This window comes from Acinetobacter shaoyimingii (genome assembly GCF_011578045.1).
In the GTDB taxonomy this organism is placed as follows: domain Bacteria; phylum Pseudomonadota; class Gammaproteobacteria; order Pseudomonadales; family Moraxellaceae; genus Acinetobacter; species Acinetobacter shaoyimingii.
This window is the reverse complement of sequence record NZ_CP049801.1, coordinates 2,767,490-2,781,916: the sequence shown is the minus strand read 5'-3', so window position 1 is coordinate 2,781,916 and position 14,427 is coordinate 2,767,490. Positions and strand designations below refer to the sequence as shown.

Annotated in this window: 13 protein-coding genes; 5 read left to right on the top strand and 8 right to left on the bottom strand. The window is 38.6% G+C overall.

The genetic code is table 11. The features are described 5' to 3' along the window. Positions 1-13: 13 nt before the first annotated feature. Complete coding sequence (locus tag G8E00_RS12515) at positions 14-1,213, bottom strand: BaiN/RdsA family NAD(P)/FAD-dependent oxidoreductase (RefSeq protein ID WP_166225070.1); 1,200 nt, start codon at positions 1,211-1,213, stop codon at positions 14-16. 76 nt (positions 1,214-1,289) lie between these two features. Continuing rightward, positions 1,290-2,165 (bottom strand): 1-aminocyclopropane-1-carboxylate deaminase/D-cysteine desulfhydrase, encoded by an 876-nt coding sequence (locus G8E00_RS12510; RefSeq protein WP_166225067.1) that lies wholly within the window; start codon positions 2,163-2,165, stop codon positions 1,290-1,292. Between the two features lie 166 nt (positions 2,166-2,331). Between G8E00_RS12510 and G8E00_RS12505 the strand changes: the two genes are divergently transcribed. Further along, positions 2,332-2,997: a D-Ala-D-Ala carboxypeptidase family metallohydrolase gene (locus G8E00_RS12505; protein ID WP_166225062.1), complete on the top strand. Its 666-nt coding sequence runs from the start codon at positions 2,332-2,334 to the stop codon at positions 2,995-2,997. A 2-nt stretch (positions 2,998-2,999) separates the two neighbouring features. Here G8E00_RS12505 and G8E00_RS12500 read toward each other — a convergent pair whose 3' ends face one another. From G8E00_RS12500 to G8E00_RS12490, 3 genes are all read right to left on the bottom strand, one after another. Continuing rightward, the gene (locus G8E00_RS12500; RefSeq protein WP_166225059.1) at positions 3,000-4,160 is read right to left on the bottom strand and encodes an HlyD family secretion protein; all 1,161 of its coding nucleotides are present in this window, start codon (positions 4,158-4,160) and stop codon (positions 3,000-3,002) included. Positions 4,161-4,228: 68 nt separating this feature from the next. Further along, positions 4,229-5,875, bottom strand: a complete 1,647-nt coding sequence (locus G8E00_RS12495; RefSeq protein ID WP_166225056.1) for an MFS transporter — start codon at positions 5,873-5,875, stop codon at positions 4,229-4,231. Between the two features lie 9 nt (positions 5,876-5,884). Beyond that, entirely contained in the window at positions 5,885-6,433 is a 549-nt protein-coding gene (locus tag G8E00_RS12490; protein WP_166010226.1) for a TetR/AcrR family transcriptional regulator, read from the bottom strand. A 203-nt stretch (positions 6,434-6,636) separates the two neighbouring features. On the opposite strand from G8E00_RS12490, the gene G8E00_RS12485 reads away from it, so the two are divergent. From G8E00_RS12485 to G8E00_RS12475, 3 genes are all read left to right on the top strand, one after another. After that, positions 6,637-6,852, top strand: coding sequence for an NF038215 family lipoprotein (locus tag G8E00_RS12485; RefSeq protein ID WP_166225053.1), 216 nt, complete (start codon positions 6,637-6,639; stop codon positions 6,850-6,852). Between the two features lie 133 nt (positions 6,853-6,985). Beyond that, positions 6,986-7,609, top strand: a complete 624-nt coding sequence (locus G8E00_RS12480; protein ID WP_166225049.1) for a LysE family translocator — start codon at positions 6,986-6,988, stop codon at positions 7,607-7,609. A gap of 119 nt (positions 7,610-7,728) precedes the next feature. Continuing rightward, positions 7,729-8,823 (top strand): DUF6670 family protein, encoded by a 1,095-nt coding sequence (locus G8E00_RS12475; protein WP_166225046.1) that lies wholly within the window; start codon positions 7,729-7,731, stop codon positions 8,821-8,823. 72 nt (positions 8,824-8,895) lie between these two features. Here the strand turns inward: G8E00_RS12475 and G8E00_RS12470 are convergent, their stop codons facing one another. Beyond that, positions 8,896-9,867, bottom strand: coding sequence for an MBL fold metallo-hydrolase (locus tag G8E00_RS12470; protein ID WP_166225043.1), 972 nt, complete (start codon positions 9,865-9,867; stop codon positions 8,896-8,898). A gap of 202 nt (positions 9,868-10,069) precedes the next feature. Continuing rightward, positions 10,070-10,768 (bottom strand): superoxide dismutase, encoded by a 699-nt coding sequence (locus G8E00_RS12465; RefSeq protein ID WP_320077572.1) that lies wholly within the window; start codon positions 10,766-10,768, stop codon positions 10,070-10,072. A gap of 152 nt (positions 10,769-10,920) precedes the next feature. Here G8E00_RS12465 and G8E00_RS12460 point away from each other — a divergent pair, with 152 nt between their 5' ends. Beyond that, on the top strand, positions 10,921-11,976 hold the full coding sequence (locus G8E00_RS12460; RefSeq protein WP_166225040.1) for a hypothetical protein: 1,056 nt from the start codon (positions 10,921-10,923) through the stop codon (positions 11,974-11,976). 352 nt (positions 11,977-12,328) lie between these two features. Here G8E00_RS12460 and metG read toward each other — a convergent pair whose 3' ends face one another. Next, on the bottom strand, positions 12,329-14,386 hold the full coding sequence (gene metG, locus G8E00_RS12455) for a methionine--tRNA ligase (protein WP_166225037.1): 2,058 nt from the start codon (positions 14,384-14,386) through the stop codon (positions 12,329-12,331). Positions 14,387-14,427 lie beyond the last annotated feature (41 nt).

The following is a 14,427-nucleotide window of genomic DNA, read 5'->3' as shown; positions in this document are numbered from 1 at the left end:
TGCCTAAATCTGATTAAACGTACTGAGAGGCAGCATGTGCTGATGCCCAAGCCCATTGGAAGTTGTAACCTCCTAAATGACCGCTGACATCGAGGACTTCACCGACAAAATACAGTCCTTTTTGCTTCTTACTTTCCATTGTTTTCGATGAAACTTCCGTGGTATCGACACCACCTAAAGTGACTTCAGCAGTACGATATCCTTCAGTTCCAGATGGTTTTACTTCAAAAGCTTGTAATCGATCGGCAATGTGTTCCAATTTTTCATCACTGATATTGCCAATTGCTGTTTCAGCAAGTTCAGACCAAATTATGCTTTGTAACTCCAAAACTAAACTCTTTGGTAAATGTTCTGTCAGAAGCGTACGCAGTAAAACCTTGGGTTGAGCCTGTTTTTTGGTTTTGAAGAAATCCAGTACATCTAAATAAGGTAGAAAATTGATTTTAAAGCTTTGGCCGACATCCCAATAATTGGAAAGTTGAAGTGAGCTTGGGCCACTTAACCCACGGTGAGTGAACAATAATGCCTCGGTAAAACTGTTCAGCTCGTTGGACAAGGTTGCATCCACAGCATTACCACTTAAACGTGTAGTCACTTCTTTAAAACCATCAGAGAAGGTGAATGGAACAAGCCCAGCTCGTGTTGGATACACATGATGCCCAAATTGTTTCGCAAGTTCATAGCCAATGCCAGAACCGCCTAGAGTTGGAATAGAAAGTCCACCTGTCGCTACGACAACAGACTCAGCCTGAAAATAACCAATGCTAGTGGCAATTTGAAAACCTTGATCATCCACAACGTTTAGCGCTTTAACTTCTGCACTGGTTTTAATATCGACTAAACCTGTTTTATCGCACTCAGCAAGCAGCATGGCCAATATTTCTTTTGCGCCGTTTAAGGTGAAAAGCCGTCCATGTTGACGTTCTTCATATTCAATACCATGTTCACAAACCAATCCAATAAAATCCCAATTGGTATAACGTGTTAGCGCAGAAATCACGAAATGTGGATTATGAGAAATATAATTTTCAGGCTCGACTTCAAGGTTGGTAAAGTTACATTTACCGCCACCAGACATCAGAATTTTTTTTCCGACTTTATTGGCTTTTTCTAAAACCAAAACTTTACGTCCACGTTGTGCTGCCATATAGGCGGTCATGAGCCCAGATGCTCCTGCACCTAGAACAACGACATCATAAATATTTGCTGACATGACAACTCACGGACGGTAAAAGCAGGGCATTATAGACAATTTTAAGCATATTTTCAGATTAATCTCGGAGAAGATTTTAATGACCATTTAAAGGCAATTTTCCTTGTAAGCCCCCTGTATGGATCACCAGTATTTTAGAATCGACTGCAAAATAATTCTGATCGATCAAATCAAAAATGCCCATCATCATCTTTGCGGTATACACCTGTTCAAGTGGAATATGATATTGAGCCTCAAACATTTTTATAAATGCGATTAATTCAGCTGTGGTTTTGGCATAACCTCCACAGCAATATGTATCGAGGATTTCCCAATTGTTCTTTGTTGTCCATTTTGCAACATCGTGTGTGAGAAAGTCACCTTTAAGTGCAGAAAATCCAATGACTTTTTGTTGTGCTGAACTGGACTCAATGAGTCCTGCGATGGTTCCACCTGTACCTACAGGGCAACAAATGACATCATAATGATGCTGATCATGATCACTGAGAATTTCTTTACAACCTTCTATTGCCAAATGATTGGTTCCACCTTCGGGAATCACATAAGCCGTAGGAAATTCGGTCAATAATTTATCAAGGGTATTAGGTTGATTTTTAAGTCTATATTTTTCACGTGAAACATATATCAATTTCATACCCAGTTGTTGTGCAGTCGCTAGGGTAGGATTTAGCGCTTTGTTGACGAGCTCTTCGCCACGAATAATCCCTATAGATTTAAAGTTAAATAAATGGGCTGAATAGGCCGTCGCAGCGATATGATTTGAATATGCTCCACCAAACGTGAGAACGGTATCAAAACTGGATGCTTTTGCGGCTAAAAAATTGTATTTCAGCTTAAAAAATTTATTCCCTGAAATTTGAGGATGTATTTGGTCGAGACGCTTAATAGTGATTTGAATATTTTTATATTGAATCTGTTGATGATGAAAATCTTGAGCAATGGATTCGAACATAATTCAGGTCATTTTAAAGCGTGCATATAGTGTATAAGATTGTTGTAGAAAATTATATTCGGGAAAATAAACCGATTCATAATCCAATGGTATAAGCTGAATATACATAAAGTAAAATCATGCATAAGAGCATGAATGAACACTAAAAATGAGAAGATCAGATTTAATGAAATTCAAAATAATAAATTTAATTGCATTATCTAGTTTATCACTTGTAGCTTGTGAAAAAGCGTCAGTACCACAACAAGCCGAAACTGATACTGCTAAAAATGAACTCAAATATTTAAAAGAATTTGAAACGTGGAAAAAAACGCAAAATGCTGAAAAATTGAAACAATATGAGTCATTTTTTGCGAACAAATTAAAAAAAGCACCAACGCTCTATGAGCTTACAGTGAATTCTCATCCACTGAAAAAAGAATGTGAGCAATACAGATTTGCATTGCCTCCAGAAAAACATTGGAAAAATTTGCTTCCAGCCTTACAACTGATCGAAAAGCTGAATGACAGCGGACTCTATGCAAACTTTAAAATTGTTTCGGTCTATCGGAGTCAAGAAGCCAATACCTGCGTAAAAGGTGCAAAGGCCAGTAAGCATTTAATGAATTATGCGGTGGACTTTCAAACTTTAGATGAAAATTTTAAACACTATCCAAACCATGCCGAGATGGATGAAAAACTATGCCGCTTCTGGCGAAAAGAAGGGAAGCAGCATCGTTTAGGCTTAGGTTTATATGGCAAACAACGTTATCACATCGATACGCAAGGCTATCGTACATGGGGTGTCGGGTTTAGGTCTGTGAGTTCGCCATGTTTAAAAAGCAAATCCTAAGCTTAATGAGCTGTATCGACAGACGTAACGACTGACATCCCCGGACGTAAGCGAGCTAAATCTTTTTGATCAGCATCAATGGCAATACGCACTGATATACGTTGCACGACTTTGGTAAAGTTGCCTGTGGTATTGTCAGGTTTTAAAACACTAAATTCAGAGCCTGCGGCAGGAGAAATTTCTTGTACAGTGCCTGTGAATTTTTCATTGTTTAAGGCATCCACAGTGAACCATGCTTTTTGACCAATTTTCATATTGGCAATTTGGGTTTCTTTAAAGTTTGCACTGATCCAACGTTGCTCTGGAATTAAATACATCAACTGTGTACCCGCTGCCACATATTGACCGACACGCGGATTTACTTCACCCAATTGCCCACTCATAGGTGAGCTAATGATGCTGTAATCTTTGGTGGTTACGGCTTGGTCATATTGGGCTTGGGCATTGGTGACTTGGGCTTTTAAACCTGTCTCAGCCACTTGCGCTGTTTTCAGGGCTTCTTTTGCAACTAAAACATTGGCTTCAGCTTGTTTGAGTAAGGCCAAATTGTTTTTAGCATCTGCTTTGATTTTGTCTTGTTCAGATTTAGAGACAGCATCGCCATTGGCAAGCTGTAGATAACGATTGAGCTGTGCATTGGCAAGGTCATAGGCTGCTCGAGCTTGATCAACTTTAGCATTAGCGGCAATCACATCGGCCTTACGTTGTTCGATGGTTTGCGTTTGATTGGTTAAATTGTTTTTAGCTTGGTCGACACCAGACTCAGCTTGTGTGACTTTTTGATCGTACGTACGGGCATCAATTTTAAGTAGGGGTTGACCTTGTTTAACGTGATCAAAGTCAGTCACCAGTACCTCTTGAATATAGCCATTGATTTGAGAAGATAAAACGGTGGTTTTGCCTTTGATGTAACTATTGTCAGTCGATTCAACAGCAGTATTAAATGGACCAATTTTCCAAGCCCATAAAATCAAGGCAATCCCAATCAAAAGGACAAAGAACATCATCATCAACACTTTTTTATCTGTTGAAATCAGCTTGCTCGAAGGTGTAGGAGCGGGTGCCGTTTGAGCTGCTGCTTGTGGAGCAGATGTGGCTTCCGTATTTTTTGGTTCTGATGATTCATTTGTTGATGAAGCATTTTGATTTTCATTGTCTGACATGATTGTTCTCTTTCGTTCAATTTTATTTGCTGTTGTTGTGCTCAAGCGTGTGTCTAAGATGGTGGGCGCTATGTAAAAATGCGCTTCTGTTTATAGTTTCGATATTTCTCAATCGCCATTAAAGACAGTCGCCAAAACAATAAAAGCACTGCGAATAAACCATTTAAAAAAATAACATCACTATAGGCACGAACTTGCGCCTCTTTGGTGATGCTCTGACTCAATGTACGTTGGGCTTGGTTTAATTCTTGAGCAGGGTCAAGTGTGTAAATTTGCGCTTGTTGTTGATAGCCTTGTAAACGCTGATCCACCGTAGGGTTGGTCTGAGAGAGTTGAGCAACAATTTCGGCTTGATAATTCTGTGTACGGATCTGTTGATAGGTCGAAAAGAAGGCTGAACCCATGAGTCCGCCAAAGGTTTGCGTCGCAGAAAACAACACCAAAAAAGTCACCATATGGCTGGGACCTTTTTGCATCACGTTTATGAAGCCAATCAGGATCATCGGACCAATAAACATGCCACTGGCAAATCCCACCATAAATTGACTCAGATAAAAATCTTGTGGGCGTACTTCACTGGTCAAGTGATAATCCAGCGCACATGCCAACAAAATCAAAATCACTGCAGAAAACAAGTGTATAGAGGCCCATTCTCTTGAAAAGGTCACTGCGCTGAATATAGTGCCTAAGAAAATGCCTAGAAAAATAACAGTATAAAATACGACAAACTGATCAGGTCCCATGCCCATGGTTTTTAAAAAATTGACCGCTGCATAGCTTTGCTCAGACATTAAAAAACGGATGGCAAAGGCACCGAAAATGAATCGAACTGTGGTAGATGTACCAATCCAGCGCGTAAAAATCAGCGGGCTGACACGGTAATGTTCATAAATGAAACCAATCAGTAAAAAGATCAAGGCGCCAATGAGGACATAAGCCAGCCATTTGGCTTCTAACCACCATAAAATCGGACCTTGAGTCAGTAAAATACAGAGCATGCCGAAACCCAATGTCAGTAAGAAGAATGTCACCACATCACGATATTCAAAGACATGTATTCTAAGACTGCGTGGTAATTTTAAAGACACCACCATTGCTAAACAGCACAGTACAAGACCAAGCTCAAAGGTATAAAAGATTTTCCAGTCCTGAACATCGACTAAATATGGCGATAACATCCAAGCCAGAGGAATACCAAGTTGTTGAAAGCCAAAGGCTAAGTACAGGCCTCGAACAAAATGAACCCGTCTGAATGCTTGCGTGATGTAGTACATGCCTAGCGATGTGAGCGGAGCAGACACAAAACCACTCACAGCTCGTACAAGTACCGCCATTTCATAAGTCTGCACAAAAATATGCAGAACTAAGACACCACTAAACACCACCAATGCGATTTCTGAAAAAAAGCGCAAACCATATTGTTGTCGAAACTTAAACAGAATCAGATTCGAACTGACATTGGCCATGACATAGACCGCTGGAAGCCAAGCCGCTTGCGAAGGCGTTAAACTATATTCACCTTGAATAAGCGGTAAGTTGGCGGTTATAAATCCGTTACTGAGGCTTCCTGCAATCGCAATGATGAGACCAATAAAAAAATACAGGAAACGTTTATGTGTTGGATGTGCAATTGAAGCAGGAGAGCCTGGAAGCGTGGGTTTTTCGTCATCAGTCCAATCTGGAGGCGTTTCGAGTATGCGAGGTTCATGAGCCATTTTTTTAACCTATGCCCGAATACCATTTAAAAGTAAATCAATTGCCCGCTGTGCCAATTTCAATTGATCTGCTTCATTAAAACCTTGTAAAGAACTGCGTAAAATGGAAGTCACCATACTGTAATCATGTGTGGTGAAATCTGCTCGACAATGACCAGTCGCAATGGCTCTATCAATCAACGGTTGTAAAATTTCATCACGTCGACGGTACATCTCTTGCAGACTAGGATCATCTTTGACAATGACACGCCAGTATTCAACCAATGCTGTCAAATAGGGGATGTTATAAATATGATCTTGGATGAGTTGAATAAAGCCATCATCAAATTGCGCTAAAGTTTTTGCTTTCATTTCTAGTCGATCAAAAGATTGTTTCATCAGCGCAATGACCAATTCACGACGATCTGCAAAGTTACGATAAAACGTCGCACGTCCAACTTCAGCTTCATCAATAATCAGTTGTAAAGGTGCATGAATCCCATGTGCACGAAACACTTGGATTGCAGCTGATAATAAGATTTCACGATTTTGCGAGGCGAGTTGTTGACGTTGATTCATTTAGATCATCTTATTTTGTAGAGTTGATTTTGTAGTAATATTAAACGGACAAAATTGTCCGAAGTAAAATGTTTCTGTGTTAAATGATGTTAAGATTAAAAAATATTTAATTAAAACAATAGTTTTAAACCATGTCTGAAAACTGGTTTTTAACCGAAATCATGCTATGCTGAAGTTATAAAAAGAATGAAAGAGGATATGTGATGAAAAAGCTATCCATGATTTTAGCCACGATTTTAGTAAGTAATGTTAGTCTGTTGTTGGTGGCATGCGATGCACATGACAATGTCAATCGACCAAAAACAGAAATGCGCACCATGATTATTGGTGGTGTACCAACTTATGATGCAGATTATCAACTCAATACGCCTCAAACTGAACAATCTAAGCCTGTTAGCCCAGCCAAGACAGAAAAATAACATGACAAAACAATGCGGTTTTTAAAGTCTGTTTGAATTGATATTTCATAAAATTTAAATGAAGTAAAATGACATGAATTGACGTAAAATGTGCGCCATTCAATCTCCCCCCCTGTGTGCTGAGGAAATATCTATGGATTCATTGTTGATCTTAGGTTCAATTGCTTTGGCATTAATGCTCGGTGCAATCAGCCCTGGTCCTACATTTATTTACGTGGCTAAAAACTCAATTGCCGTTTCACGTAAACACGGATTATTTACAGCGCTCGGTACAGGTACAGGTGCGGCACTATTTGGCTTACTGGCTGTTTTAGGCTTGCAAGCCATTCTTTTGGCAGTCCCTTCAGCGTACTTAATTCTGAAAATTTGTGGTGGACTGTATTTGCTTTGGTTGGCATTTAAAATTTTACGTCATGCCAAAGAACCAATTGAAGTTGCGAATGATGATACTCAACAAATGTCTTTTGCTAAAGCGTATCGTACAGGCTTGGTCGTTCAACTGAGTAACCCTAAAATAGCTATTGTTTTAGCCAGTATATTTACGGCATTGTTACCTAAAGAGATTCCAACCTATTATTATTTTGTTTTACCTACGCTGTGCTTTTTCATTGATGCAGGGTGGTACTCTCTCGTTGCAATGGCTTTGTCTGCTGAAGGTCCACGCAAAGTCTATTTAAAATTTAAGAAAATCTTTGACCGCATCGCTGGCGGTGTGATGACTGTTCTGGGCTTAAAATTAATTTTCGGTATGAAATAATTTTGTCTGACAAAATGAAACATGTGACCTAAAATCACATTTTGAAGTCCCGATTAGACATGATCAAGCCTTAGTCAATTACGTTAGGGTGTATATCTCATTTTGATGCAGAGTTATACATGCTTACTTTTATTAGCAGTATTCCTAAAAATAAAACCGTACAACAAAAAGTGAAGTATCGGACTGGTCAATTTGCAGCTCGAATGTTAGGTGCAGTAAGCCCTGCCGATCAATCACATTTGCCAAAAAATTATAATTTCGATGCTCATGTTTTCCATCCACAATTTGCCAGTACGCATTATGGTGTGATGATTCCAGATTTGCCTGAACCATTTCGTTATTTGTCTTATGCATCTGTCATTGGTGATGTCGGGGCAAAAATTACCAAAACTTCATCTAAAATTAGTCCATATACGCCTGCAGATACAGCGACTTTGGTTCACGGGACTGCATTATCATCTGCAAAAGAAGCCTATCGTGTTTACTCTATTGAGGATGAGATTAAATTTCAACAGACGCCATTTAAAGTTGAATATGCTGGAGATTCAACGCTCTATGCAGAAGAGGGACAATATCGCTTAATATCGAACTTAGAAGATTTAAGTGTTGATTTGACATTAACACCAACCGATGCAATCACATGGTTTGCACATGGGCCGTTTTATCAGCATTTTAGTGTATTGATGCGTTATGAAGGTTCGATTTCACAGCAAGGCACACACATTGATGTTCAAGGTCTCTGTACGTTGGAGCATTGGAAATCGGTTGCGGTGTCAATGCTACCCAGTGAATTTTTAAAACGACAACTGACTGTTCCTTTAAATGCCTTTAGTTATCAGGTGATTAACTTAGACGATAAGCAACAGTTGGTATTGGCCTTTGTTGCTTTCGCAGGGCAACCCGCTTATACCGCAGTGTCATACCGTCATGTTGATGGAACTTCACTTCAATATGATGATGCTGTTTTTGAAGTAATTGCGCTCAAAACAGAATCACAAATTACGCCTGATGGTTTTGTGATGGAAGTTCCACAATCTTTTCGCTGGGTGGTATATCATCAAGGTGAGCAAGTGTTTGAGTGTATTGCTGTCGTAGATACACCGTATTGTTATGGTTTGGCTGCGGGCTATGTTAGTTCTTATCAGTGGTCGGGTGAGTTTCAAGGGCACAAGATGCAAGGTCGGGGTTATTTGGAATATATTGATCGTCGCTAATTTCATTTAAAGTAAATAGGAGCAATCAAAGGTTGCTCCTTATTTTTTGAATACGCTGATTTGGAATATAGATCAATCCTTAAAATGTACAGGAATCCATTGATAACTGTCTTTTCCATTTGAATGAATATAACCAATACCAGGGAAAGGTAAATGTGGCGCAGCAATCAATTGCCCATTTTTTGCATAATCTGCAAACTGTTTTAAACGCGTTTGAACCGCTGTTTTAGGATCAATATCATAGTCAATCGCTGTTTCTGGGCGGTCAAACTGAACAGTATGCGAATGCACAATATCACCAATAAATACCACATCCTGATCGGCTGTTTTCAGTTTATAACTATAGTGCCCAGGTGTATGACCCGCAGTTTGAATCACTTCAAACCCATTGACTTTATCGCCTAATTTAAAGGTCTTGAAACGCTTTTTCGCCTGATAAGGTTCAAGCGCCGTTTTAATTTTTTCTACTGTGCCTGCGTAATTGGCTTGTTTGTCTTTAGGAATAGATTTTAATTGCATCGGATCGAGCCAGTAATTCGCTTCTGCTTCGGAAACATAAACCGTTGCATTTGGGAAATTAGCTACGCCATTTTTGCTAATACCGCATGAATGATCTGGGTGTAAATGGGTGAGTAAAATGGTGTTCACTTGTTCAGGTGCATAACCTGAGGCTTTTAAATTTTTCACCACTGAACCCAAATGCGCGCCAAAACAATCGGCTGTGCCACTGTCGACCAAAGTCAGGTTTGTGCCATTATTGACCAAGAATGCATTGACTGAAGTTTGAATGCCTTTGGCTTGGTCAGCATGATATTTCTTTAAAATTTCAGTGACTTTTGCCTGAGGAATGTCTTTAAACAGCTTTGGCGACATAAAATTTGTGCCATCGAGTAATGCCGTAATTTGTACATTGCCCAAGTTTTGCTGGTAAAAACCTGCGACTTGTTTTTGCTGTTCTACAGTTTGTGGAATAGATTCAGCTTGAGCTATATTTGCAAGACTGATGAAAACGAGACTTGCTAAAGGAAATATTAATTTTTTCATGCGATGTTCTTTTAATGTCCAATATTGATTTATTTTTAGCATGATTTTGACAATGAGCCTATCAACATTTCAGATGTGTATAGATCATTTTTATATGGGGGCGCGTGCAAGTGGGGGATTCAAAGTAAATCCATACCCTGACGGGCAGAGTATGGGATTTATTTAACTTGTGTTATTACACTTTTGATTACCTAGGTTTTCATTATTTGGCTTTTGGAACTTTTAACGCTTGCGTATAACGTTCATTGACTTTGTTCCAATTCACCACATTCCAAAAGGCTTTGGTGTAGTCAGCACGTTTGTTTTGGTATTTAAGATAATAAGCATGTTCCCACACATCTAAACCAAGTAATGGCGTACCTTTGGTTTCTGCAACATCCATGAGTGGATTGTCTTGGTTTGCTGTAGAGGTAATTGCCAATTTGCCTTCAGGCGTTAAGATGAGCCACGCCCAACCTGAACCAAAACGTCCAGTCGCTGCTTCATTGAATTTAGTTTTGAACTGGTCTAATGAACCAAAATCTTGATTGATTTTTTTCAATAGGGTTGCACTTGGTTTGCCCGATTTTGCACTTGGTGCAAGGCTGTCCCAAAAGAAGGTGTGGTTGTAATGACCGCCACCGTTGTTACGAACGGCTGTGTTGTATTTTGAGATTTGCTTTTGGACGTCTTCAATTTTGAGTTTGTCTAACTCAGGATAGGTTTTGATTTGTCCGTTTAAGTTGTCGACATAGGTTTTGTGGTGTTTACCATAGTGAATTTCCATGGTGGTTTTGTCGATAGATGGTTCTAGTGCATCAGTGCTGTATGGGAGTGGATTTTGTTTGAATTCAGCCATTGCGGTCATGCTGAATGTCGCCGTCATTGCAAATGCTAAACCGAGTGAAGTTGTCTTTTTCATGGGGAGATACCTTTATTTTTGGTAATGAAACTCATTTTCAAGCTATAAGGGTTTGTGGGTAGAGTCAATGCTATTTAGGTGATTTATCACAAATTTGTTGATCTAGTGACTAGGAAAACATAATACTTATATTTTCGGGGGGGGATAATTTAATGACAGAAGAATATTCAGGAAAACCTTTAGCTTATTTAGATCAAAATATTTTAGATTTATTTAGTGAATATAAAGAAAAACCTTTACTTAAAAAAGATTCATATTTTTTCAGATACTTGCAGGAAGAAGTGCAAACCGTTTATTCACCTATAACTCTAGAAGAAATTTATAGATCGGTTAGGAATGGCAAAAGTAGTAAATACGGCATTGAGTTTCTAGATATCTTAAAAGAATTGAATGCACATTACATTGAGTTGACTACAGACAAAGATGGAGTTCAAACGAATAATCTTTTTAGATCTTGGGATGAGCCATATGTTCATTTTAACAATTATATTCAGAATATTTATTTAAAAAAATTCACTGAGCCATCCATTAAGAATTTATTTGCTCTATATGGTGGTGTTAAAGATTTTGAAGGTTTTAAAACTGAACAAATTGAAGCTTTGGATGATTTATTACAATTCCTAGAACGATCTTTAAGTCATTTAGAGAATAGAGCATATAAAGATGATTATCTTTTATCACAAATAGAAAAATATAACGTCGAAATTCCAAAATTACAAAAACAACGAGATAAATATTTGTCACATGTTCAAATTTCTACAAAGCATTTAGCGGAATCAAATAAGAATCAACCTGCGCATAAAGAACTCAGAGAGAAATTGAGGATTAATCATGATAATTTACAAAAAATTAAATTTCCAAATGCGTTGGAAAAAATATGGGACTTAATTCAAGATGGTAATTCAGAATTAAAAAATATTGAGTTAGACGAGTTTTTCCAATTAAAAGATCAAGATAATAAAAAGACCTATTTATTTCAAAAAGTAAATAAAATTTATAACATGCTGAATTTGATTGGATATTATCAGGATGAAGATTTACATAAGGAAAAACGTTTTATTGCATCTTTTAGTGATATGTCACATGCATCTTATGGTTGCTTTTGTGAGTATTTAATTACTTGTGACAAAAATTTTGCACAGAAAACAGCGGTAGCATATGAATATTTAAATCTTGCTACTCAAGTTTCTTTATTTAAGCTGAAATAAGTTATTCTAATAACATCAAAATAAAAGAAATTTTCTAAATATCTGCTTTGCTACGATTATTAAAAGTAGAATTTCAAGATGTAATTAATTTAGTGAGAAGGCGACATGGATGTCGCCGTTCACTTGTGGTACAGGGACGTATCATCAAGTGAACAGTAGATTTTTGTTACTTTTGATCTTTCAAAAGTAAGGCAATGCCAACACAAAGAAACTAATTTTCATAAAGCTACAATGAGGCAGTGATTTAATAAATCCTCTCCCTAACCCTCTCCTTCAAAAAAGGAGAGGGAACATAAAAGTATAAAAAAGCCCCTACAACGTAGAGGCTTTTTCTTATTTAAGGTTTTAAATCTTAAGACACTTTATCACCCGGTTTTGCACCAGTTTCAGGTGAAATCACCCAAACGCCATCGCCATTACCTGCAGCTAAAACCATGCCGTTTGAAATCCCAAAACGCATCTTACGTGGTGCAAGGTTCGCCACCATCACCACCAATTTACCTTTTAAGTCTTCAGGTTGGTAGAACTCACGAATACCGCTAAACACGTTACGTGGTTCAGCTTCACCAACATTTAAAGTGAGTTGTAAAAGCTTGTCAGAACCTTCAACCGTAGTAGCGTCTAAAACTTCTGCCACACGTAGGTCAACTTTCATAAAATCATCAATATTAATGATTTCAGCTTCCCCAACTTTAGGCTCAGCTTTCTTCTCTTTGGCTTTTTCTTTTTTCTTTTCCGCTTTAGGTGCTTCAGCAGGGGCAGCTAAAGAATCTTTAGAAGCATCCACCATTGCAGCAACTGCTTTCGGGTCAACACGTTGCATTAAAGGTTGGAACAATGCAATTTCATGACCAACTAAAATTTGCTTACGAGATTCAAAGTTAAAGCTCTCTAACTGTAAGAATGCTTGAACTTGCTCTGCCAATGTAGGCAATACAGGTGCAAGGTAAACCGCCAATTGACGGAACAAGTTAATACCCACAGAACATACGTCATGGACTTGTTGTTCTTCGCCTTCAACTTTCGCCAAAGCCCAAGGTTTTTTCTCATCGATGTACTGATTCGCACGGTCAGCAAGCGCCATAATTTCACGAATCGCTGTAGAGAATTCACGTGCTTCATAAGCTTTGGCGATTGAATCACCTGCATCAATAAAGCTTTGCACCAACTCAGACTCTGCACATGTTGCGCTTAACTTGTTATCAAATTTAGTGTTAATGAATTTCGCACAACGGCTTGCGATGTTGACCACTTTACCCACAAGGTCTGAATTCACTTTCTGCACGAAATCATCAAGGTTTAAGTCAGAATCTTCAACTTTGTCAGAAAGTTTAGAAGCAAAGTAGTAACGTAAGTATTCAGGGTTTAAATGCTGTAAATACGTTTCAGCTTTAATGAATGTACCACGAGATTTCGACATCTTCTGACCATTCACAGTCAAGAAACCATTGACGAATAAACCTGTAGGTGTACGGTAGTTTGCGCCTTCAAGCATTGCAGGCCAGAACAATGCATGGAAATACACGATGTCCTTACCAATGAAGTGATACACCTCATTTTGAGATTCTTTTTTCCAATAATCTTCAAAGCTGAGTTCTGGACGTTTGGTTTTGATGTAATTTTCAAAACTCGACATATAACCAATTGGTGCATCGACCCAAACATAGAAATATTTGTTTGGCGCATCTGGAATTTCAAAACCGAAATAAGGCGCATCACGAGAGATGTCCCAATCGTTCAAACCTGCTTCGAACCATTCATCTAACTTGTTAGCAATTGATACAGGCAGGCGACCTTCATCACGTGTCCATTTTTGTAGGTATTCACCAAAATTCGGAAGTTTGAAGAAGTAATGATCTGAAGATTTCTCAACAGGTGTTGCACCGCTTAAAGTCGATTTTGGATTCAACAATTCAGTCGCGTTATATGTTGTACCGCACACTTCACATGAGTCGCCGTATTGATCTTCCGCTTTACATTTCGGGCATGTGCCTTTAATGAAACGATCCGATAAGAACATGCTTTTTTCAGGATCAAATAACTGCGTGACAGGGCGAACTGCAATATTGCCTGCTTCACGGTTTTTGATATAAATCTCTTGCGAGCGTGCTTTATTCGTGTCGCTGTTGGTCGAATCATAATGATCGAAGTGCACACCAAAACCGTCAAAATCACGCATATGTTCTTTTTGAACATTGGCAATTTGTTCTTCTGGCGTAATGCCATTTGCTTCGGCACGCAACATGATTGCTGTACCGTGAGCATCATCCGCACATACATAAGTCACATCATGACCCATAGCACGCATGGCACGAACCCAAATATCTGCTTGGATATAACCGAGTAGGTGTCCCATATGGATAGGACCATTGGCGTATGGAAGGGCGTTAGTGACTAAGATATTACGCACGGATATAACTCTCTCATTCGTATTTTATGCAAGGTGAATGA

Excerpts from the sequence above, each read along its gene's own strand:
- G8E00_RS12515 (WP_166225070.1), bottom strand. The coding sequence starts at position 1,213 with ATGTCAGCAAATATTTATGATGTCGTTGTTCTAGGTGCAGGAGCATCT.
- G8E00_RS12510 (WP_166225067.1), bottom strand. The coding sequence starts at position 2,165 with ATGTTCGAATCCATTGCTCAAGATTTTCATCATCAACAGATTCAATAT.
- G8E00_RS12505 (WP_166225062.1), top strand. The coding sequence starts at position 2,332 with ATGAAATTCAAAATAATAAATTTAATTGCATTATCTAGTTTATCACTT.
- G8E00_RS12500 (WP_166225059.1), bottom strand. The coding sequence starts at position 4,160 with ATGTCAGACAATGAAAATCAAAATGCTTCATCAACAAATGAATCATCA.
- G8E00_RS12495 (WP_166225056.1), bottom strand. The coding sequence starts at position 5,875 with ATGGCTCATGAACCTCGCATACTCGAAACGCCTCCAGATTGGACTGAT.
- G8E00_RS12490 (WP_166010226.1), bottom strand. The coding sequence starts at position 6,433 with ATGAATCAACGTCAACAACTCGCCTCGCAAAATCGTGAAATCTTATTA.
- G8E00_RS12485 (WP_166225053.1), top strand. The coding sequence starts at position 6,637 with ATGAAAAAGCTATCCATGATTTTAGCCACGATTTTAGTAAGTAATGTT.
- G8E00_RS12480 (WP_166225049.1), top strand. The coding sequence starts at position 6,986 with ATGGATTCATTGTTGATCTTAGGTTCAATTGCTTTGGCATTAATGCTC.
- G8E00_RS12475 (WP_166225046.1), top strand. The coding sequence starts at position 7,729 with ATGCTTACTTTTATTAGCAGTATTCCTAAAAATAAAACCGTACAACAA.
- G8E00_RS12470 (WP_166225043.1), bottom strand. The coding sequence starts at position 9,867 with ATGAAAAAATTAATATTTCCTTTAGCAAGTCTCGTTTTCATCAGTCTT.
- G8E00_RS12465 (WP_320077572.1), bottom strand. The coding sequence starts at position 10,768 with ATGAAAAAGACAACTTCACTCGGTTTAGCATTTGCAATGACGGCGACA.
- G8E00_RS12460 (WP_166225040.1), top strand. The coding sequence starts at position 10,921 with ATGACAGAAGAATATTCAGGAAAACCTTTAGCTTATTTAGATCAAAAT.